The organism is Kosakonia sp. MUSA4, assembly GCF_013085925.1.
Lineage (GTDB): Bacteria > Pseudomonadota > Gammaproteobacteria > Enterobacterales > Enterobacteriaceae > Kosakonia > Kosakonia sacchari_B.
The window spans coordinates 4,723,288-4,740,798 of the sequence record NZ_CP025697.1 but is presented as its reverse complement, the minus strand read 5'-3'; the positions used below and the strand labels follow the sequence as shown (position 1 = coordinate 4,740,798).

General features: G+C 57.8%; 18 protein-coding genes. 8 read left to right on the top strand and 10 right to left on the bottom strand.

Annotated features, from left to right (window positions below):
- The first annotated feature begins 14 nt into the window (after positions 1-14).
- Genes hutH through C0557_RS22450 form a run of 4 tightly spaced genes read left to right on the top strand, consistent with a single transcriptional unit; the run spans position 15 to position 4,431 of the window.
- Complete coding sequence (hutH, locus tag C0557_RS22465) at positions 15-1,574, top strand: histidine ammonia-lyase (RefSeq protein WP_208661286.1); 1,560 nt, start codon at positions 15-17, stop codon at positions 1,572-1,574.
- On the top strand, positions 1,567-2,763 hold the full coding sequence (locus C0557_RS22460) for a CaiB/BaiF CoA-transferase family protein (RefSeq protein ID WP_208661284.1): 1,197 nt from the start codon (positions 1,567-1,569) through the stop codon (positions 2,761-2,763). Before hutH ends, C0557_RS22460 begins: the two co-directional genes overlap by 8 nt.
- A gap of 11 nt (positions 2,764-2,774) precedes the next feature.
- Positions 2,775-3,671, top strand: coding sequence for a 3-hydroxyacyl-CoA dehydrogenase family protein (locus C0557_RS22455; RefSeq protein ID WP_208661281.1), 897 nt, complete (start codon positions 2,775-2,777; stop codon positions 3,669-3,671).
- Complete coding sequence (locus C0557_RS22450) at positions 3,664-4,431, top strand: enoyl-CoA hydratase-related protein (protein ID WP_208661279.1); 768 nt, start codon at positions 3,664-3,666, stop codon at positions 4,429-4,431. Before C0557_RS22455 ends, C0557_RS22450 begins: the two co-directional genes overlap by 8 nt.
- On the opposite strand, the gene C0557_RS22445 is transcribed toward C0557_RS22450, so the two are convergent.
- Both C0557_RS22445 and hutC read right to left on the bottom strand, forming a co-directional pair.
- Positions 4,428-4,982 carry a HutD family protein gene (locus C0557_RS22445; protein WP_208661277.1) on the bottom strand — a complete coding sequence of 185 codons (555 nt, stop codon included), beginning with the start codon at positions 4,980-4,982 and terminating at the stop codon, positions 4,428-4,430. The two genes, C0557_RS22450 and C0557_RS22445, sit on opposite strands and share 4 nt — an antisense overlap.
- Entirely contained in the window at positions 4,979-5,740 is a 762-nt protein-coding gene (gene hutC / locus C0557_RS22440) for a histidine utilization repressor (RefSeq protein ID WP_208661270.1), read from the bottom strand. The genes C0557_RS22445 and hutC overlap by 4 nt, the downstream gene beginning before the upstream one ends.
- A 110-nt stretch (positions 5,741-5,850) precedes the next feature.
- Between hutC and C0557_RS22435 the strand changes: the two genes are divergently transcribed.
- On the top strand, positions 5,851-7,218 hold the full coding sequence (locus C0557_RS22435; RefSeq protein ID WP_208661268.1) for a formimidoylglutamate deiminase: 1,368 nt from the start codon (positions 5,851-5,853) through the stop codon (positions 7,216-7,218).
- A 35-nt stretch (positions 7,219-7,253) separates the two neighbouring features.
- Here the strand turns inward: C0557_RS22435 and C0557_RS22430 are convergent, their stop codons facing one another.
- From C0557_RS22430 to qseB, 8 genes are all read right to left on the bottom strand, one after another.
- Positions 7,254-7,862 (bottom strand): alpha/beta hydrolase, encoded by a 609-nt coding sequence (locus C0557_RS22430; protein WP_208661266.1) that lies wholly within the window; start codon positions 7,860-7,862, stop codon positions 7,254-7,256.
- 12 nt (positions 7,863-7,874) lie between these two features.
- The gene (locus C0557_RS22425; protein ID WP_208661264.1) at positions 7,875-8,831 is read right to left on the bottom strand and encodes a glutathione S-transferase family protein; all 957 of its coding nucleotides are present in this window, start codon (positions 8,829-8,831) and stop codon (positions 7,875-7,877) included.
- 10 nt (positions 8,832-8,841) lie between these two features.
- A complete protein-coding gene (locus tag C0557_RS22420) occupies positions 8,842-9,249 on the bottom strand; it encodes a DoxX family protein (protein ID WP_208661262.1) in 408 nt (135 codons plus the stop codon).
- A 102-nt stretch (positions 9,250-9,351) separates the two neighbouring features.
- Positions 9,352-10,263, bottom strand: a complete 912-nt coding sequence (locus C0557_RS22415) for a LysR family transcriptional regulator (protein ID WP_208661260.1) — start codon at positions 10,261-10,263, stop codon at positions 9,352-9,354.
- 283 nt (positions 10,264-10,546) lie between these two features.
- On the bottom strand, positions 10,547-10,861 hold the full coding sequence (locus tag C0557_RS22410) for a putative quinol monooxygenase (protein ID WP_035889666.1): 315 nt from the start codon (positions 10,859-10,861) through the stop codon (positions 10,547-10,549).
- Between the two features lie 34 nt (positions 10,862-10,895).
- The gene (locus tag C0557_RS22405) at positions 10,896-11,477 is read right to left on the bottom strand and encodes an NAD(P)H-dependent oxidoreductase (RefSeq protein ID WP_074772536.1); all 582 of its coding nucleotides are present in this window, start codon (positions 11,475-11,477) and stop codon (positions 10,896-10,898) included.
- A 106-nt stretch (positions 11,478-11,583) separates the two neighbouring features.
- Positions 11,584-12,930 carry a quorum sensing histidine kinase QseC gene (gene qseC, locus C0557_RS22400; protein WP_208661252.1) on the bottom strand — a complete coding sequence of 449 codons (1,347 nt, stop codon included), beginning with the start codon at positions 12,928-12,930 and terminating at the stop codon, positions 11,584-11,586.
- The gene (qseB, locus tag C0557_RS22395) at positions 12,927-13,586 is read right to left on the bottom strand and encodes a quorum sensing response regulator transcription factor QseB (RefSeq protein WP_074772542.1); all 660 of its coding nucleotides are present in this window, start codon (positions 13,584-13,586) and stop codon (positions 12,927-12,929) included. Before qseB ends, qseC begins: the two co-directional genes overlap by 4 nt.
- A gap of 147 nt (positions 13,587-13,733) precedes the next feature.
- Between qseB and C0557_RS22390 the strand changes: the two genes are divergently transcribed.
- The 3 genes from C0557_RS22390 (at position 13,734) to C0557_RS22380 (ending at position 17,460) form a co-directional block, all read left to right on the top strand.
- Positions 13,734-14,123: a YgiW/YdeI family stress tolerance OB fold protein gene (locus C0557_RS22390; protein ID WP_208661244.1), complete on the top strand. Its 390-nt coding sequence runs from the start codon at positions 13,734-13,736 to the stop codon at positions 14,121-14,123.
- A gap of 117 nt (positions 14,124-14,240) precedes the next feature.
- On the top strand, positions 14,241-16,499 hold the full coding sequence (gene parC, locus C0557_RS22385) for a DNA topoisomerase IV subunit A (RefSeq protein WP_208661242.1): 2,259 nt from the start codon (positions 14,241-14,243) through the stop codon (positions 16,497-16,499).
- 223 nt (positions 16,500-16,722) lie between these two features.
- A complete protein-coding gene (locus C0557_RS22380; RefSeq protein WP_208661240.1) occupies positions 16,723-17,460 on the top strand; it encodes a 1-acylglycerol-3-phosphate O-acyltransferase in 738 nt (245 codons plus the stop codon).
- The last annotated feature ends 51 nt before the right edge of the window (positions 17,461-17,511 follow it).

Below are 17,511 nucleotides of genomic sequence, written 5' to 3'. Positions count from 1 at the left end.
GGAACGGCTGCGAGATGACGATAACAACCCGTTCTTCCACGCCGCAGGCGGATGCGGTCACCTTAGGCATTGCCGCCACCACCATTGATGAACTGGTGCGCATTGCCGATGGCGCGCCGGTGGTTCTGGCTGATGATGCGCTGGCGCAAATGGATAAGGTCAGCGGCTACATTCACAACGCGATTGCTGAAGGGAAGGTGATTTATGGTCTGACGACCGGCGTGGGAGACCTGGTAACTGAGCGTCTCTCTGCGGATCAAATTGCCAGCGTACAGCTCAATATGCTGCGCAGCCATGCCTGCGGGATGGGGCCGGATCTGTCGGTGCGGGAAGTGCGGGCGATGATGGCGGTGATGCTGAAATCGCTGCTGCAGGGCTACAGCGGCGTCAGCGCTGAACTGGCGCAGCGGATGTGCCTGATGCTGAACCGGCAGGTGACGCCGTGGTCGCCTGCCAGCGGTTCCGTGGGATATCTGATTGCGACCGCGCATATCGGCTTATCGCTGTTTGGCGAAGGGCAGTGCTGGTATCAGGGCGAGTTGTTGCCCTCCGCCGAAGCGCTGGCGAAAGCGGGCATTGCGCCGCGCATTCCCGGCCCGCGCGAAGGGCACGCGCTGATCAGTGGCACCTACGAAATTACCGCACTGGCCTGTCTGGCGGTGCGGGATTTCGAACAGTTGCTGCCGGTCGCGGATATGGCTGGCGGCATGTGTCTCGAAGCGCTGAAAGGCAACACTCGCGGCTATGACGCGCGTCTGCACGCTCTGCGTCCCCATGACGGGCAACAAGAAACGGCGCAGATTTTGCGCCGCTTACTGCACGGCAGCGAGATCCTTCAGCGTTACCGCGACCATCGGGTGCAGGATGCGCTCAGCTTGCGCTGCATCCCGCAAATTCACGGCGCGGTGCGCGATCAACTGGCGCATTGCCGTCATATCGTCACCACTGAACTCAATTCGGTGACTGACAACCCGGTGTTTTTAATTGAAGACGATGCGCTGGTGATTTTGCCTGGCGGCAACGGTCACGGTGCGCCGTTGGCGCTGGCGCTCGATGCGCTGGCGGTGGCTATCGCGCAACTGAGTACGGCGTCGCAGACGCGCTCTGACCGTATCACCAACGTGCATCTCAGCGGCTTACCGGCGTTTCTGGTCGGCAAAAGCGGGGCCAATTCCGGGATGATGATCCCGCCGTATGTCGCCGCCGCGCTCGCCGGGGATAACCGCAGCCTGGCGGCGCCCGCCAGCGTACATACGGTTTCCACCTGTGCCGGGCAGGAAGACCATATCAGCATGGGCGTTTCCTCGGCGCGAAAAGCGATGCAGGCGGTGGCAAACGCCGTGGACATCGTGGCGATTGAACTGCTGTGCGCCTGTCAGGCAATTGAATTTCACCGCCCGTTACGCGCCTCGGTGGGGGCGGAACTGACGCTGTCGCAGGTGCGCCAGCAAGTGGCGTTTCGTGAAACCGATACGCCGCTGTACACCGATATGCACGCCGTCCGCGATCTGATCGCGGATGGCGAACTGAGCTGCCAGCTCGCTGTACTGATTAAGGAGGGGGCTGATGAGTGAAGCCATTAAGCCGCTCAGTGGTGTACGGGTACTCGATCTGTCGCGCGTATTGGCGGGCCCGTGGTGCGCCTCGCTGCTTAACGATCTTGGCGCTGAAGTTATCAAGATCGAGATGCCGGGCAGCGGCGACGATTCCCGCGCTTTTACGCCGCATATCAACGGTGAGAGCAGCTACTTTATGCAGCTCAACCACGGCAAAAAAAGCGTCACGCTGGATCTGAAAAGCGCGCAGGGCTTAGCGATCCTCAAAGATCTGGTCGCCTGTTCGGACGTGCTGGTGGAGAACTTTCGCCCCGGCGTAACCCAGCGGCTGGGGATCGATTACGCGACGCTACAGGCCATCAATCCGCGGCTGGTGTACGTCAGCATTTCCGGCTTTGGCCAGCAAGGTTCGCTGGCGCATAAAGCGGCTTACGACCATATCATCCAGGCGATTGGCGGCATTATGCAGGTGACTGGCTGGGCGAACGGCGAACCCACGCGCGTTGGCGATGCGATTGGTGATGTGGTCGCCGGGCTGTATGGCAGTTGGGCGGTACTGGCGGCGCTGCTTCAGCGTGGCATTACCGGCAAAGGCCAGCATCTGGATGTCTCGATGCTCGATACCATGGTGACGCTGCAAATGGTGTCGTTAACCCAGTGGCTCGGCGGCCAGCCCAGCGCCGGGCGGCTCGGTAATGCGCACCCGATCAGCGCGCCGATGGACAGCTACCGGGCGCAGGATGGACATATTGTTATTGCCGTCGCCAACGACAAACTCTTCCGCCAGCTTGCCGGTGCAATGGGAAATCCCGCGCTGGTGGACGATCCTCGCTTTGCCAGCGATCCGCAGCGGCTGGCGCATCAACAGCCATTGCGCGAAGAGATTGAACGCTGGCTGGCAGATAAAAGCGTCAGCGACGCGCAGGCAGTGCTGGATCGCGCTGGCGTTCCGGCCTCGCCGGTGCTGCGCCTCGACCAGATCCTTGACAGCGATTACGCTCAGGAACGCGAACTGGTGAAACAGACCCAGCACCCGCGTGCAGGCGCGATCTCCATTGTGCCGCAGCCGGTGAAAATGAGCGGTGCGCCGGGCGAACCGGCGTTGATCCCGCCAGTGTTGGGGGAACATACGCTCTCGGTATTACGTGAAGTGCTGGGTATGGATGAGGCAACGCTCGCGCAACTGCAAACGCAGGGCGTGATTTAGTGGAGAAAAGCATGTCGCAAATTAACAATGTAGCGGTGATTGGCGCCGGAACCATGGGCGCACGTATTGCTGTCGTGATGGCCCGCGCGGGTTGTCGCGTCAGTCTCTATTCCCGCTCGCAGGAAACGCTGGATAACGCTCAGGCGATTGTCGAATCGCGGGTCGCTCAGGCCGATGTGCAGTACAGCACATCGCTGGAAAGCTGCCTGGCAGGCGCGGATATGGTGTCGGAAAACGTGGCGGAAGATGTAGCGCTCAAACAGCACCTGTTTAGCCTCATTGAGCCACAGGTTTCCGCCGACTGCCTGCTGACCACCAATACTTCCAGCGTCTCCATCACGCAGCTGGCATCGGTGCTCAGTAACCCGCAGCGGCTGATTGGTATGCACTGGTTTAACCCGGCAGATACCATGCCGATGATTGAAATTGTGCGCGGCGAGAAAACCGCTGACGACGTTTGCCAGCGCGTTCGCGATTTGTGCGAACAACTTGGTAAAGAGACCATCACCGTGAATCAGGACATTCCGGGCTTTATTATCAATCGCCTGCAATACGCCATGCTGCGCGAGGCGCTCTACCTGGTGAGCGCCGGGATTGGCTCGGTTGAGGATGTTGACCGTGCAGTGCAGCGTACGCTGGCACCGCGCTGGGCGGCGATGGGGCCAATGAAACTGATGGATTTCGCCGGGCTGGATACGGTCGAGAAAGTCGCCGGGATATTGCTGCCCGCGCTGGATAACAGCACGGTGTTGCCGTCCTGGCTGCTGGAGAAAGTCGCGGCGAAACAACTGGGAGTGAAAAGCGGGGAAGGCTTTTATTCCTGGGACGAGCAAAGCGCGGCGGCGGCAATGCGTCACCGTGAAGCGATCGTCACCCGCCTGACGGCGAGGAGCGCGGACAATGAATGATATTGTTTGCCGCCATGAAGATGCCGTCGCCATTGTTACGCTGAATCGCCCGCAGAAATATAACGCCCTGACCGCAGAAATGCTGGATGCGCTGGTCACCACGCTTCAGCAGCTTGAGCAGGATCCGCAGGTGCGCGCCATTGTGCTGCTGGGCGGCCCGAAAGCCTTCTCCGCCGGAGCGGATACCGGCACGCTGGCGTCGGCTTCCGCCATCACCTTATGGCGCAGCGGTTTTAGCGAGAAATGGGATCGTATTGCCGCCATCGAAAAACCATTAATTGCTGCCGTTTCAGGCTACGCGCTCGGCGGTGGGCTGGAGCTGGCGCTGCTGTGCGACATCATTATTGCCGACACCACGGCGCAGTTTGGGTTACCGGAAAGCCACATCGGCATTATTCCGGGCGCCGGAGGCACCCAGCGGCTGGTGCGCGCGGTCGGGAAATCGCTGGCGATGGAGATGCTGCTTTGCGCCAGACGCATCAATGGCGAAGAGGCGCGCCAGGCGGGGCTGCTTAGCCAACTGGTTCAGCCGGATGAACTGGAAGCGCAGGCGCTAAGCGTCGCGCGACAAATCGCCAAAGCCGCGCCGCTGGCGGCCGCGATGATCAAAAAAGCGGTGCTGGCCAGCTACGAAATGCCATTAAGTGCGGGCGTGGCGTATGAGCGGGCGCTCTCGGCGCTGATTGCCGATAGTGAAGATCGCGCCGCCGGGCTGGCGGCGTTTCAGAACCGGCAGACGCCGCAGTTTAGCGGGCGTTAACGGGATGCCAGCGTCACGCAGGCGAAAAGCGTGTCGCTGCCTGCGGGGACGGCAACCGTCGCCGGGGTATCAATAAGCAGGCTGTCGTAATGTTGCAGAGTATGGCGTTCACCTTCGACGGTGACATCAAGCGACTTTCCGGCGTTGAACAGCAGCATCGTTCCCTGTTGATGCTGCCATGCGCCATCGCGCAGCCAGCGCACCGTTGCCTGGGTGGTTTCACGGCGATAAATCACGTTGAAATCGAGTAACGGCCCGCCGACGACCTCGCAAAACACTTCGCTGTCGCCATTAAAATCCGTTGCCTGAAAAGGCGGGATTAACGCGCTGCGCTGGTCATCAACCGTCAGAAACATGCCTTCGCCTTCCAGCACGCTGATATTTCGCAGGTAGCCGGAGAAACGTGAGAACGCGCCATCTTCGCGGATCGTCGCCACCGATATGCGCCAGTCATACTGTTCGCTGGCGGGAAAACGGCACACTTCGCGGGTGACGCCCTGGCCATTTTTCCAGCGCATCTCTGCGTAGCCGCTGTAAGGCAGCAGTATCATTTGCGCATGCTTCCTTCCAGGCGGTAGCGCGAACCCGGATAGACCAGGCGCACGCTGGTGACGATTTTCTTGTCCTGACGACCGGTCCAGGTGCGGCGGTTCACTTGCAGGCAGGGGGTGTGCTCATCGATTTCCAGATAAACGCACTCGCTGCGGGGCACGTTCACGGCTTCGATAATATGCTCGCCCTCGATAATCGGTGCGATGGAAGAGAGATAGGCATTCGGGGTGATACGGGTGAAATCCTGTTGCAGATAGTCCGGCACAATCAGCGCATTCACCAGCCTGTCTTCCAGCATCACCGGAACGCCGTTTTCATAATGACAAATTAGCGAATGGAACAGGCGGCTGCCTTTCGGCAGATTAAAGGAGAGCGCTTGCTGGGCATCCGCATGCAATTGGGTCAGCTCCAGCACTCTGGCGTGATGACGATGGCCGCGGCTGGCAATCTCATCGGCAATGTTGTTGATTTCCAGCAGCGCCGACTGCCCGCGCACTTCGGCGACAAAGGTGCCAACGCCCTGCATGCGCACCAGCAGCCCTTCGGCGGTCAGTTCACGCAGCGCGCGGTTAATGGTCATCCGGCTGTAGCCAAACTGGCTGACCAGCTCGCTTTCGGACGGCACGCGGTAGTTCACCGGCCAGGCACCGCTGTGGATATTGGTTTTGATCATGCTCTTCACCCTTTCATAGAAAGGGGCGGGCTGATCGAGATGCGTCTCGCCTGCGACTGCTTTAAAAATTTCGCTTTGCTCCATTAACCCTTTCCTCGGCCGGATAACCGTTGAAGTTTACTCTACGCACAATTGGATGTATATATATAAACATGTATATACATCTTCTATAACGGCAGGCGGTGAGGGGATATATGACGGTATATTTCGCGGCAAAAGCATTGTTGCCGCAGGGCTGGGCGGAGAATGTCCGCATTACGGTTTCCGCGCAGGGCATCATCACCGCGCTGGAAAGCGGTAGTCAGCCAGACGACCACACAATTCGCCTGGACGGTTTCCTGGTGCCAGGTATGCCAAACCTGCATTCGCACGCGTTTCAGCGCGCCATGGCCGGGCTGACCGAAGTGGTGGGCGATCCGGCAGACAGCTTCTGGACATGGCGCGATTTGATGTACCGGCTGGTGGATAAAATCACCCCCGAACAGCTGGAAACCATCGCCAGCTATCTGTACATCGAAATGCTGAAGGCCGGTTATACCTCGGTTGCCGAGTTTCACTATTTGCACCACGATCGCGGCGGAAAACCTTATGCGCAGCCTGCCGAGCTGGCGTTGCGTATTTCGCAAGCGGCGAAAACAGCGGGCATTGGCCTGACATTGCTGCCGGTGCTTTACAGCTTCGCCGGTTTTGGCGGGCAGCCAGCGACCGCCGGACAGAGCCGCTTTATTCACGATACAGAAGGCTATCTGGCGCTGCATGAGACGCTGACGTCGCAGCTTGCTGCTGAGCCGATGCAGCGTACCGGGCTGTGTTTCCACTCGCTACGGGCCGTTACGCCGGAGCAGATGCAGAGCGTGCTCAACGCCTGCCCGCAACCGCAGCCGGTGCATATTCATATTGCCGAGCAGCAAAAAGAGGTCGATGACTGTGTTGCCTGGTCCGGGCTGCGTCCGGTGGAGTGGCTTTACCAGCATATGCCAGTAGATGAGCGGTGGTGTCTGATTCACGCTACGCACCTTACGCCGCAGGAAACCCAACAGATTGCCGCTTCCGGCGCAGTGGCGGGCCTGTGTCTGACCACCGAAGCCAATCTTGGCGACGGTATTTTCCCGGGGCCAGACTATCTTGCACAGCAAGGGCGCTGGGGGATTGGCTCCGACAGCCATATCAGCGTCAGCGTCAGTGAGGATTTGCGCTGGTTTGAGTACGGGCAACGGTTAAACAAACGGCGGCGCAACTTGCTCCATCTGCCGGATGAACCGTACATCGGCAATGTGTTGTATCAGGGCGCATTGCAGGGTGGACGCCGCGCGCTGGGGCAGGCGATTGGTCAACTGGCGCCAGGTGAGCGCGCGGATATGCTGTTGCTCGACAGCCGCGATCCCTTCCTTGCCGCCGCAGGCGATCGTGAACGTCTGAACCGCTGGATTTTCGCCTGTTCGACGAACCCGATAAAAAGGGTGATGACCGGAGGACGCTGGGTGATTGAAGAGGGGCGTCACGTGCAGGAAGAGCAGGTGACAGCCGCGTTTATCAAGGTCATGCAGCAACTGGTGGCGTAAAACAAGGGATGCCGGGCGGCATCCCTTTTGCTCTCTTAATCTACGCGGTTAAGCAGCGGCAGCAGGAAGTTCGCCGCTTTCATCGCACCGTTCGCCGTAATGGTGTGCGGTACGCCCGCTTCAAAATAGGTGTCAACATCGACACCCGCCGCGCCAAGCTGTTCGGCAGCGCGCTGGCTCTCCTGATAGCTAATAACTGGATCGCTCGCGCCATGAACCAGCAGCACCGGCGTATGCGGCGCAGGTTGCCACGGTTGCGCCGAGGCCAGACGACCGGAAAACGCTACTACCGCCGCCAGCGGCCACTGGGCGTTAACCAGCGCATCCAGCGACATAATCGCCCCTTGCGAAAAACCGCTCAGCACCAGCTTGTCTCGTCCGGGCTGCACATCGTATTTCTCCAGCAAGCCGTTGATGGTGGCGTTAAAGGCGCTGCGGGCTTCGGCAATCCGCGCGGCGCGCGTTTCATCGGTGATGCCGTTAACGCTGAACCACTGGAAACCTGGCCCCATATCAAAAGGCGACGGCCCGTCCGGCGTGGCGATAATCACATCGTCGAGGGTTTGCGACCAGTATTTCCCCAGCCCTTGCAAGTCCGAGCCGCGGCTACCGACGCCGTGCAACAGCACAATTAATTTTTTCATTATCGCTTCCTGTTACAGCCCGTAAGCGCGTAAATCTGGCCCTTGCGGAACAATACCATTGGGGTTGAGGGCCTTAATCGAGTAATAACCCTGCTTGATATGGTCAATATTCACCGTCTCGCGAATACCGGGAACCGCCAGCATTTCGCGCAGATAGCGATCCAGATGCGGATACTCCGCCAGCTTACGAAGATTGCATTTAAACAATCCGTGGTAAGCCGCATCGAAGCGAACCAGCGTGACGAACAGGCGAATATCTGCCTCGGTAAGCTGCGTGCCGCACAGGAACGGGCGCCGGGCGAGGTGGTTTTCCAGCTTATCAAGCTGGCTGAACACATCGTTCACCGCTTCTTCGTAACTCACCTGGGTGGTGGCAAAACCGGCGCGATAGACCCCGTTATTGAGGTTCGGGTAGATCTCCGCATTCCACTGGTCGATCTCATCGCGCAGGTGCGCCGGATAGAGATCGACCGCGTTGTTTGCCAGCGAACCAAAGCCGCTGTTCAGCATGCGGACAATGTCTGCCGACTCGTTATTAACAATGGTATGCGTTTTCTTATCCCACAGCACCGGCACCGTTGCGCGCCCGGTAAAGCGCGGGTCGGCGCGGGTATAGAGCTGGTGCAGCCATTCCGCCTGATTCAGTGTGTCACGGTCAGCGCCAGGGTAGTCGCCAAAGTGCCAGCCTTCATCCAGCAGCCACGGTTCAACCACTGACACACTGATCGCCGATTCCAGCCCTTTCAGCTTGCGGGCAATCAGCGTGCGCGAGGCCCATGGGCAAATGAGCGCCACATACAAATGGTAACGGCCAGGTTCGGCGATGAATCCGCCTTCGCCGGTGATACCGGGCGCGCCGTCCGGAGTCACCCAGTGGCGAAAGCTGGAGGTCTGGCGAACAAAACCGCCTTTCTCGTCGGTGGCCTGAACCGGGTGCCAGTCGGCCGTCCATTTACCCTCAATCAGCATGCCGCCTCCGTTAGCCTTTTACCGGGGTGGGTTTCAGGGCAAATTTGCCGTCGCCCGTCAGCGCCAGTGTTAACAGACCAACAATCCAGAAGGCCGGGAACTCCCAACCGCCGTTCGGGTTAGTAAAGAAGAAACCGGCAGGGCCATGAACGGTGAAGATAGCGCCGAGCAGAATCGGGATCAGCACAATCGCCACAATACGCGCGTAAACACCGAGGATCAGGGCAATCGCTCCGACCAGTTCAACCGCCATGGTGATATACGCCAGCCAGCCTGGCAGACCGAGTGAGGCGAAGAATTTCGCGGTGCCCGCCGGAGTGAAGGCGAAAAATTTCAGACTAAAGTGCGCCAGAAACAGAATACCGAGCGCCAGGCGCATAATCAGTGCGGCATACGGAGTAGTGCGTTGGTCAAACATGGTGGTGTTCCTCTCAGTCAGTTGATGAGAGGAGTGTAAAGTCTTTCCGGCTGGAAAATTATCCGCGTAAAACAGGGATGTTTATTTCCATTTTGGAAATTATCACCACCCCTGTTCCCATTCCGGCTGCAGCGAGAAAGCGTCCACCAGAAAATCGATCAGCACGCGGGATTTCTGCGCCAGGTAACGGGCGGGCGGATAAACGGCGAACAGCGCCAGCGGTGGAGCTTCATAGGCAGTGAGCACCGGTTTTATGCGCTGCTCTTTCAACGCTTTACCGGCGACAAACACCGGGATACGCGCCACGCCCAGGCCGGCGCAGGCAGCTTCAAGACACACTTCAGCGTTGGAAAATTTACTGTGTCCGCGCACCGGCTGAAGATGCAGTTGTTTGTGCTCATCGAGGAAAGGCCAGTGCCAGGGATCGCGGAAGTTGGTATCAACAATCAGGCTGTGCTGCTCAAGCTGCTGCCAGTGTGTGGGCTCACCCTGTCGGGCAAGGTAATCCGGCGAGGCTACCACCACATTGCGGATCGCGCACAGGCGGCGGGCCACCAGGCTGCTGTCGGAAAGCGCGCCGATGCGCAGGGCAACATCAAACCCTTCATCCACCACGTTGACCAGACGGTCGGCAAAGCTGACATCCAGTTCGATTTCCGGGTAGCGGCGGGCAAACGCCACCAGATGCGGCGTGAGCTGGGAAGTGCCAAACGTGACGGGCGCAGAGATGCGCAGCAAGCCGGAGGGCGCATTGGCGATGTTGCGTACCGCATCGTTAAGCGCATCGTAATCAATCAGCAACTGACGGATACGGTCGTAATAGGCCAGCCCCACTTCGGTTGGCGTCAGCGAGCGGGTGCTGCGCCGCAGCAGATTAACGCCCAACTCCTGTTCCAGGCGGGAGATGAGTTTTGACGCCTGGCCGTGGCTGGTACCGCAGCGTAGCGCCGCGCCGGTAAAGCTGCCCGTTTCCATCACCGCCACAAACATGCGATCGCAATCCAGCCGTTCCATACGTCTTTTTCCGCAGAATTATCAGTGCCTCACCATAGCAAAAGCGCGCCACGGGCAACAGTCAGCGGCGTTTTGAAACCAGGTGACGTCAGAAAATCCCACCCGCGCGGCGATATCGCGAAGGGATGGATGAATGCTGTAGCTGGGGGATTACTTCTATGTGCAGGCGCTGGCGCGCTTTTCGCAGAGCTGGAAACTGTACTGCCAGAAATAAAAACGCCGGATAGCGGCTGCGCTTATCCGGCTTTCGTCACTTCCCTCGCCGCGCGGTGAGGAGGAATGCTCAAAGACCCGCTTGCAGAATACGGATATGCGTTTCCAGCACGTCGCCTTTGACCGCTTCGCTCCACGCTTTCATGTGTGGCGTTTGCAGGTGCGCTTCAAGATGCGCCACGCTTTCCCACAGCTCCACCATCATAATGGAATCCGGCGCAGTAGCCTGGAAGCTAACGCCCGCAGCGTGATCGACCAGCGGCTCATAGCCGTGACAACCCTCTTCCTGCAACACAACAGGAACGATTTTCGCGAACTGATCGAGTACCGCCTGGCGATGATGCTGCCCCGGACGGGTACGGATTTCGGCAATAACTGTCAACATAATTGGCTAACTCCTTCTAAGTCCAGCTACACAGTTAAGCAAAAATCTCCGCCAGATGCTTGCGATATTCTGCGATATAACGCGGCACGTCCGGCATTTTAATCACGTCATTGGTGATAAAGGTCGGCAGCGCTTCCATACCGAGGAACTGATTCGCTTTGTGGAACGGCAGGTAAACACCATCAACGCCGACACCGTGGAAGAACTGATCTTTCTCGGTGAATGCTTCCATCGGCGCATTCCATGTCAGCGACAGCATATAGGTTTTGCCCTGAATCAGGCCGCCGGAACCGTATTTTTTGGAGGCATCGGAACGGGTACGGCCATCGCTGGCGTACAGTGAACCGTGACCTTCAGTGAACACGTCGTCCATATATTTCTTCACCGTCCACGGCGCGCCCATCCACCAGCCCGGCATCTGCCAGATAATGGTGTCGGCCCACAGGAAGTTCTGCACTTCAGCCTGGATGTCGTAATCGCCGTCGGTACGCACGGTTTTAACATCATGTCCGAGGTCGCGCAGATAGCTTTCCGCGACTTCGGTCAGGGTGTCGTTCAGTTGACCATTGGAGTGCGCGAATTTTTTCGCACCGTTGATAATCAGAATGTTGCTCATGGGATGTCCTCAATCAAAATCGAATGACGGCAATGTTACCCTGAACATCGGTACGGAAAAATTGGCAAAATGTGCAAAGACTTTTACGTTGGGGGCAATAATCGCGCTACCACGTTATCTGCGCGACAAAGCCTCCGTCAGGATGATTGCTGAAGGAAACCGACATGTGATGCAGCCTGGCGATGCGTTTAACAATCGACAAACCGAGCCCGCTGCCGGTGGCGCTTTGCCCAGGCGGGCGGTAGAAACGCTCACCGGCGTGCTTTTGCATCTCCTCGCTCATGCCGGGGCCGTTATCCCGCACGGTCAGTGAGTGGGTATCCAGCGTGACATCCACCGTGCTTCCCGGCGGGCTGTAGCGGATCGCATTATCCAGCAGATTGCGGATCAGCAGGCTGAGTAACAGCGGCTGGCCCTCGCGGCTGACGGAAGGCGTGTTCAGATGTAAACGCACTTCAATGCCCGCCTGCTGCGCCGGGTGGTAGATATCCATGATGGCTGCTTGCAGCACATTCTCCAGCGCAACGGTTTCGATATCCGCCAGATTATCCAGCGAATCCAGCCTTGATAAGGTGAGCAACTGATCGACCAGGCGTGTGGCGCGATCAATGCCGCGATGCAACTGGGAGAGCGCCTTTTGCAGCGCTTCGGGGTCGTCATTGGAAAGCTGCGCCACGTCGGTTTGTACTTTCAGCGCCGCCAGCGGGCTACGCAGCTCATGCGCGGCATCAGAGGTAAAGCGCCGCTCGCGCAGCATCATGGTGTGCGTGCGGGCAAAAAGCTGATTCAGTGCATCGACCAGCGGCCGCACCTCGCTGGGCACGCCTTGCGTATTGAGGGGTTGAGCGAGATCCGGCGCGCGATGACGCAGCGCCAGCGCCAGTTTTTTCAGCGGTCGCAATTCAACGCTCAGCAGTACGATCAGTAAGATCAGCATTAATGGCAGGGCGACCAGCCAGGGCGTGAGCTGGGAGGTAATGATGTCCAGCGCCATCTCCTGGCGATATTCCCACTCCTGGCCGACCACAATGCGGAAGGTATTGTCCGGTGCGGTCAGCCAGAGAAAACGCCAGCGTTCATCATCGTCGCGCAAATGGCCATTATCAAAACCTTCGCGCCGATAGCTGTAAGGGATCTCTTTGCCGTTTTCGCCGTCGTGTAGCAGCATTTTGCCGTCGGTTGAATAGATGGCGAATGCCAGCGCGTCATCGTCCAGATGACCGTGTTTGATCTTCTTGCTGGCGATCTGTGGCGCGGGGTTTTTAAGCTGTTCAAATTCCATCACGCTTAAGCGTTTGGCAAACAGCATTTGCTGCGTATCGAACAAGTTATCGAGCTTTGAACGCGTCTGATCCCAGGCCACCAGGCTGGCGCACAGCCAGGCCGCCATCGCCAGCAGAAAGAAGAGTAGGGTCAGGCGCAGACGCAGGCTCAGTGGACGGGCGATTTTCATGCGTCTCCCAGCGTATAACCGATGCCATGAACGGTGCGGATAAACGCGCTACCGAGCTTGCGCCGCAAATGATGGACGTGCACTTCGACCGCGTTGCTGGAGACTTCATCGTCCCAGTTATAGAGTTTCTCTTCGATTAATTTTCGCGGCAACACGCGCCCGGCGTTGCGCAGCAACAGCTCCAGCAGGGCAAACTCTTTCGGCTTTAACACCAGCGTTTCGCCCTCCAGCGTGGCGATCAGACTGGCCGGATCAAGGGTTACCGGGCCGTGTCGCAGCACGCTTTGCGTCTGCCCGTGAGTGCGGCGAATAAGCACTTCCAGCCGGGCGGCGACTTCGACCAGCGCAAAAGGTTTGCACAGATAATCGTCAGCGCCCAGGCGCAAACCTTCGACGCGCTGGTCAATGGCATCGCGGGCGGTGAGGATCAATACCGGTTCGCTGCGTTTTTGGCTGCGCCAGTGGCGAAGAATATCCAGCCCGTCAATGCCTGGCAGCGTCAAATCCAGGATCACCGCATCGTAAGGTGCGGCAAACAGTGCGCTCTGACCTTGCTTGCCTTCGGTGAACCAGTCAACGCTAAATCCTTTTTTGCTCAGCCCGGCTTTGATGCCATCGCCGATGAGCGTGTCATCTTCAATCAATAAAATGCGCACATCGCCTCCTTTCACACTCGACTTTCATGCAGTTAAACCGCTTGTGACAAGTAATGTACAGCGGAAATTTTTCTTTTCGCCCCTTAAGAAGTTGTTAAGAAGTTGCAGGTTAAATGAGCGGAAACCACAGGAAAAGGGAGAGAAAAGATGAAGAAGATTTCTGCAATTATCGCCGCTATTGCACTGTGTTCCGCCCCCGCTTTCGCGGCGAATCAGGGGGGCTTTACCGGTCCGGGTTCCACGCAGCAGAGCGGTGGATTTACCGGGCCGGACAGCAGCAAAGCTACCGTCGAAAGCGCTAAATCGCTGCGTGACGATGCGTGGGTTACGCTGCGTGGCAACATTGTCGAGCGCCTCTCTGACAATACCTATTTATTTAAGGATGCAACCGGCACCATCAATATCGAGATTAGCCATAAGCGCTGGAAAGGCGTGACGGTCGGGCCACAGGATGCGGTCGAAATTCAGGGCGAAGTCGATAAAGACTGGAATTCCGTGGAAATCGACGTCAAAGAGATTCGTAAAGTCACTCCGTAAGCGCCTGCTGCGCGCGAAAAATCGCTCATCGCTATGACTCTTAGCCGCAGATAAGGTAGTATCTGCGGCAATATTGCCGCCGCACAGGCGGTCGCATACGTTGAGGAATCTCGATTAATGAGCGATATGGCAGAGCGCCTTGCGCTGCATGAATTTACGGAAAACGCATACCTGAACTACTCCATGTACGTCATCATGGATCGTGCGTTGCCGTTTATCGGTGATGGCCTGAAGCCGGTTCAGCGCCGCATCGTTTACGCAATGTCAGAGCTGGGGTTGAACGCCAGCGCGAAGTTTAAAAAATCCGCCCGTACGGTCGGTGATGTATTAGGTAAATACCACCCGCACGGCGATAGCGCCTGTTACGAAGCGATGGTGCTGATGGCGCAGCCGTTCTCCTACCGCTATCCGCTGGTGGATGGCCAGGGCAACTGGGGCGCGCCGGACGACCCGAAGTCCTTCGCCGCCATGCGTTATACCGAATCCCGCCTGTCGAAATATGCCGAACTGCTGCTCAGTGAACTGGGCCAGGGCACCGTTGACTGGGTGCCGAACTTCGACGGTACGTTGCAGGAGCCGAAAATGCTGCCTGCGCGGTTGCCGAACATCCTGCTGAACGGCACCACCGGTATTGCGGTCGGGATGGCGACGGACATTCCGCCGCACAACCTGCGCGAAGTGGCAAACGCCGCCATCGCCCTGATTGAACAGCCAAAAACCACGCTCGAGCAACTGCTGGATATTGTGCAGGGGCCGGATTATCCGACCGAAGCAGAGATCATCACCTCCCGCGCTGAAATCCGTAAAATTTACCAGAACGGTCGCGGCTCGGTGCGCATGCGCGCGGTGTGGAAAAAAGAGGATGGCGCAGTGGTGATCACGGCGCTGCCGCATCAGGTTTCCGGCGCGCGTGTGCTGGAGCAGATTGCTGCCCAGATGCGCAATAAAAAGCTGCCGATGGTCGACGATCTGCGTGACGAGTCGGATCATGAAAACCCGACGCGTCTGGTGATTGTGCCGCGCTCTAATCGCGTGGATATGGAGCAGGTGATGAATCACCTGTTCGCCACCACCGATCTGGAAAAGAGCTATCGCATCAACCTGAACATGATCGGTCTGGATGGTCGCCCGGCGGTGAAAAACCTGCTGGAGATCCTGACCGAATGGCTGGCGTTCCGCCGCGATACCGTACGCCGCCGTCTGAACCATCGTCTGGAGAAAGTGCTTAAGCGCCTGCATATCCTTGAAGGTTTGCTGGTGGCGTTTCTCAATATCGACGAAGTGATCGACATTATCCGTACTGAAGATGAGCCGAAACCGGCGTTGATGTCGCGTTTTGGCATCAGTGAAACGCAGGCGGAAGCGATCCTTGAGTTAAAACTGCGTCATCTCGCCAAACTGGAAGAGATGAAAATTCGCGGTGAGCAGAGCGAGCTGGAAAAAGAGCGCGATCAGTTGCAGGCGATCCTGGCTTCCGAGCGCAAGATGGACAATCTGCTGAAGAAAGAGTTGCAGGCTGATGCCACGGCATTTGGCGACGATCGCCGTTCGCCGCTGCATGAGCGTGAAGAAGCGAAAGCGATGAATGAGCATGACATGCAGCCGTCTGAGCCGGTCACTATCGTGCTGTCGCAAATGGGCTGGGTGCGCAGCGCCAAAGGCCATGACATCGATGCGCAGGGTTTGAGCTACAAAGCTGGCGACAGCTGGAAAGCGTCGGTGAAAGGTAAGAGCAACCAGCCCGTGGTGTTTATTGATACCACCGGGCGCAGCTACGCTATCGATCCGATTACGCTGCCGTCTGCGCGCGGCCAGGGCGAGCCGTTAACCGGTAAGCTGACGCTGCCGCCGGGCGCGACGGTTGAGCATATGATCATGAGTAGCGACGATCAGAAGCTGCTGATGGCTTCCGATGCCGGTTACGGCTTTGTCTGCACCTTCAACGACTTAGTCGCGCGGAACCGCGCTGGTAAAACGCTGATTAGCCTGCCGGATGGGGCGAAAGTGATGCCGCCGCTGGCGATCGACAACGATGACGATATGCTGCTGGCTATCACCACCGCAGGGCGCATGCTGATGTTCCCGGTGAGCGAGCTGCCACAGTTGTCGAAAGGCAAAGGCAACAAGATCATCGGCATCCCGTCGGCGGATGCGGCGAAAGGTGTTGATGGCCTGGCGCATCTTTATTTGCTGCCGCCGCTCAGCACGCTGACCATTCACGTCGGCAAACGTAAAATCAAACTGCGTCCGGAAGAGTTGCAGAAAGTGCAGGGCGAGCGCGGACGCCGCGGTACGCTGATGCGCGGCTTGCAGAAAATCGACCGCGTGGAGATTGATGCACCTTCCCGTCCGACGGCAGGCGATAGCGAAGAATAATCTTCCTAAAGTGTGCGCCTCTCCTTCCTGGAGAGGCGCATGTACACGTAAAATTTCCCGTAAAAGCGTTGTTTATTCGTGCATTGCGATTAACAATACGTTGTTTTAAAGGCCGCATAACACAAAAGTCCAGACCAGGTAATGGTCATTGGTGGCACAGCCTGTTTTAGCGTCATTGCAGGCATGGATATTATGCTCAAAGGTATGGGCTTCAGAGGTCGCTATGCTATTCATTTTTCGTATGATCATCGTTGTTGTTTACTCCATTCTGGTGTGCGTATTCGGGTCAATCTACTGTCTGTTTAGTCCGCGTAATCCTAAGCATGTCGCCACGTTCGGCCATATGTTTGGCCGCCTTGCGCCGGTGCTTGGGTTGAAAGTGGAAACCCGTTTGCCGCCGGGCGCTGAGAAATTCGGTAACGCGATTTACATCGCCAACCACCAGAACAACTACGATATGGTTACGGCGTCCAGCATTGTGCTGCCACCAACGGTGACAGTGGGCAAAAAGAGCCTGCTGTGGATCCCGTTTTTCGGCCAGCTTTACTGGCTGGCCGGTAACCTGCTGATCGACCGTGATAACCGTGCGAAAGCGCACGGTACCATTGCTCAGGTGGTGAAACAGATCCAGAAACGCAATATCTCGGTCTGGATGTTCCCGGAAGGCACCCGCAGCCGTGGACGCGGTCTGCTGCCGTTTAAAACCGGCGCGTTTCATGCGGCGATTGCGGCGGGCGTGCCGATTATCCCGGTTTGCGTTTCCACCACCTCTAACAAAATCAACCTTAACCGCCTGCGTAACGGGCTGGCGATTGTTGAGATGCTGCCGCCTATCGATGTGGCGCAGTTTGGTAAAGATCAGGTTCGCCAACTGGCGATGCACTGCCATGATCTGATGGCAAAAAAGATTGAAGAGCTGGATAAAGAAGTTGCCGAACGCGAAGCAGCCGGTCGGGTTTAATCTTTCGTCACCAGGAAAGTCCGGCGGCGGTATCGCTTTCGGCGTATTGAG

Excerpts from the sequence above, each read along its gene's own strand:
- hutH (WP_208661286.1), top strand. The coding sequence starts at position 15 with ATGACGATAACAACCCGTTCTTCCACGCCGCAGGCGGATGCGGTCACC.
- C0557_RS22460 (WP_208661284.1), top strand. The coding sequence starts at position 1,567 with ATGAGTGAAGCCATTAAGCCGCTCAGTGGTGTACGGGTACTCGATCTG.
- C0557_RS22455 (WP_208661281.1), top strand. The coding sequence starts at position 2,775 with ATGTCGCAAATTAACAATGTAGCGGTGATTGGCGCCGGAACCATGGGC.
- C0557_RS22450 (WP_208661279.1), top strand. The coding sequence starts at position 3,664 with ATGAATGATATTGTTTGCCGCCATGAAGATGCCGTCGCCATTGTTACG.
- C0557_RS22445 (WP_208661277.1), bottom strand. The coding sequence starts at position 4,982 with ATGATACTGCTGCCTTACAGCGGCTACGCAGAGATGCGCTGGAAAAAT.
- hutC (WP_208661270.1), bottom strand. The coding sequence starts at position 5,740 with ATGGAGCAAAGCGAAATTTTTAAAGCAGTCGCAGGCGAGACGCATCTC.
- C0557_RS22435 (WP_208661268.1), top strand. The coding sequence starts at position 5,851 with ATGACGGTATATTTCGCGGCAAAAGCATTGTTGCCGCAGGGCTGGGCG.
- C0557_RS22430 (WP_208661266.1), bottom strand. The coding sequence starts at position 7,862 with ATGAAAAAATTAATTGTGCTGTTGCACGGCGTCGGTAGCCGCGGCTCG.
- C0557_RS22425 (WP_208661264.1), bottom strand. The coding sequence starts at position 8,831 with ATGCTGATTGAGGGTAAATGGACGGCCGACTGGCACCCGGTTCAGGCC.
- C0557_RS22420 (WP_208661262.1), bottom strand. The coding sequence starts at position 9,249 with ATGTTTGACCAACGCACTACTCCGTATGCCGCACTGATTATGCGCCTG.
- C0557_RS22415 (WP_208661260.1), bottom strand. The coding sequence starts at position 10,263 with ATGGAACGGCTGGATTGCGATCGCATGTTTGTGGCGGTGATGGAAACG.
- C0557_RS22410 (WP_035889666.1), bottom strand. The coding sequence starts at position 10,861 with ATGTTGACAGTTATTGCCGAAATCCGTACCCGTCCGGGGCAGCATCAT.
- C0557_RS22405 (WP_074772536.1), bottom strand. The coding sequence starts at position 11,477 with ATGAGCAACATTCTGATTATCAACGGTGCGAAAAAATTCGCGCACTCC.
- qseC (WP_208661252.1), bottom strand. The coding sequence starts at position 12,930 with ATGAAAATCGCCCGTCCACTGAGCCTGCGTCTGCGCCTGACCCTACTC.
- C0557_RS22390 (WP_208661244.1), top strand. The coding sequence starts at position 13,734 with ATGAAGAAGATTTCTGCAATTATCGCCGCTATTGCACTGTGTTCCGCC.
- parC (WP_208661242.1), top strand. The coding sequence starts at position 14,241 with ATGAGCGATATGGCAGAGCGCCTTGCGCTGCATGAATTTACGGAAAAC.
- C0557_RS22380 (WP_208661240.1), top strand. The coding sequence starts at position 16,723 with ATGCTATTCATTTTTCGTATGATCATCGTTGTTGTTTACTCCATTCTG.